We start from the raw sequence: 1,828 nt of genomic DNA on the forward strand, positions 1-1,828 counted from the left end.
TCAACCTCCATTCCCTGCCGCCACCTTTCGGCGGCAGGGCTAAGTGGGTCGATTCCCAGTGCCTGCCTTGCCTCGTCAACCTCACCACTTTGCGTGAGGCTGAGAGGATTCACACACATTCAATAGATCGATATGCGCTCAAAGCCCGTCATCTCGCAAACCGACGTTCAAACGATTCTCTCCGCGTGCGCCGATGAAGCCTCGCGTCAGGGTTGGGCAGTCTCTATTTCCGTTGTCGATGACGGCGGTCATCCTCTCGGCTTCACGCGGCTCGACGGAGCAGCCCCCGCTTCCAGCTATATCTCCACAGAGAAGGCCCGGGCTGCAGCACTTGGTCGACGCGAAACCAAGCTGTATGAAGAGATGATAAACGGTGGACGAACGGCATTTCTGAGCGCGGGCGTTCTCGGCGCTCTCGAAGGCGGAGTTCCCATTCTGGTAGAGGGCGCTGTGGTTGGCGCTGTTGGAGTCTCTGGCGCCAAGCCGGACCAAGATGCCGCTGTTGCCAAGGCCGGTGTCGGCTCTCACGCTGGCTGATTAAGCCGAAGCACACCAATTTCGAGTAGCGGGAAGCCACTTTCGCTGCTGTTCAACTTCGTCTCGACAAACTGTACTTCCATGTATGAAATGATTCGCCGCGGCAGGCTTTTAGTAGCAAGAGAACTCTGCGACTTCCTCGAGCGTGAGGCGTTGCCCGGAACTGCGTTGCTCCGGAAATTTCTGGTCCTGTTTCGACAAGCTGGTTCATGAGCTCGGCCCATACAATCAAGCCTTACTGGCAGAGCGCGACCGCCTGCAAAAAGCGATTGATGGGTGGCACCGCCTCCACCCGGGCCCGATCGAAGGCAGCGTGCGCGTCGGCGCGGGTCGCCGCCATCCAGATCGATTGCATGTCGGCCTTCGCGCGTGCCTGTTGCGACTCGGGCAGCGCGTTCATGACGTCGTTTCTAGTCTATCTATGCGAACGCTCGTTTCCCATTTTATGAAACCAGCAGCGCTGGCCACGTGTGGTCGGAAACACCTCCTCAAGCGCCGGCAAAGCGCGCGAACTGAAGCACGCGTCGGCGAAGCTTTTCGACAACCTTAAGCATATGCTCAGCGATACCTAGCTATTTGACTAGGCCGCGGCAGCACCCTGAGAGTATGGCTGTGCAGCGTATTCATCGTCTGCGAGCGTCGAAATACTCAATCGCCGATGTAGCGGTGCGCTGAGGTTCGCCTGTGCGTAACGGTGCGCCTGTGCGAGCACTGCGATGGGGACACCTTCTAGAGACTTCTAGAGAGAGGTCGAATGCGCGTACAACCTGACGCGCCGATTCTAGCTCCGCGAGCTCAAGGTCCCATTGGCCCGTTGTTTCGAATCTTATGGTCGCCCGGCCAAAGTCACGTTCCGCGCGACGGAATTCTTTAACCGTAAGGGTGGAATATCCTAGCCTTCTGAGATACGCCAGCACGAACGCGGAGCGAACAACGCTTCCGAGATGAAATGCAGTCGCACGCCCAGTTTCGAGGACTGACAGACAAAGGAAATTGCGCAATGAGATGTCAATGCGCGCCGCTTCGTTCAAGCAGAACGCGGGTACAGGACGGGAGCGGAAGCTAATCCATGGCTGCTGCATTGTATGTCGCCGACTGATTCAATGAAAAAAGTGAGGCAACGAAAACGCCGTCGCCTCGCAAGTCCAGCTGGAGATAATCGTTGGATGAAGCATTGCGGGATGCATCGATTTTCCAACACCGGCTGGTTGAGCAGACCATCCAGGTGGAGTTGAATGGTCCGGTGCTTCTCCGAACGGCTGCAAGCAGCCGTCAGGAAGGGCGCTGGTGG

The 1,828-nt window shown here is 57.4% G+C and carries 1 protein-coding gene and 2 pseudogenes; 2 read left to right on the forward strand and 1 reads right to left on the reverse strand.

Going from position 1 to position 1,828, the window contains the following annotated elements; all coding sequences use genetic code 11:
• Nucleotides 1–132: 132 nt before the first annotated feature.
• Together AB3X95_RS38880 and AB3X95_RS38885 are read left to right on the forward strand one after the other, a co-directional pair.
• Entirely contained in the window at nt 133–537 is a 405-nt protein-coding gene (locus AB3X95_RS38880; protein ID WP_368594386.1) for a heme-binding protein, read from the forward strand.
• Nucleotides 538–618: 81 nt separating this feature from the next.
• Nucleotides 619–841 (forward strand): annotated as a pseudogene (locus AB3X95_RS38885) (malate synthase G); the annotation flags it as partial.
• Here AB3X95_RS38885 and AB3X95_RS38890 read toward each other — a convergent pair.
• Nucleotides 836–1,033: pseudogene (locus tag AB3X95_RS38890) on the reverse strand (hypothetical protein); the annotation flags it as partial. The pseudogenes AB3X95_RS38885 and AB3X95_RS38890 overlap by 6 nt on opposite strands.
• Nucleotides 1,034–1,828 lie beyond the last annotated feature (795 nt).

The organism is Paraburkholderia sp. BR13444 (assembly GCF_040948755.1).
In the GTDB taxonomy this organism is placed as follows: Bacteria; Pseudomonadota; Gammaproteobacteria; order Burkholderiales; family Burkholderiaceae; genus Paraburkholderia; species Paraburkholderia youngii.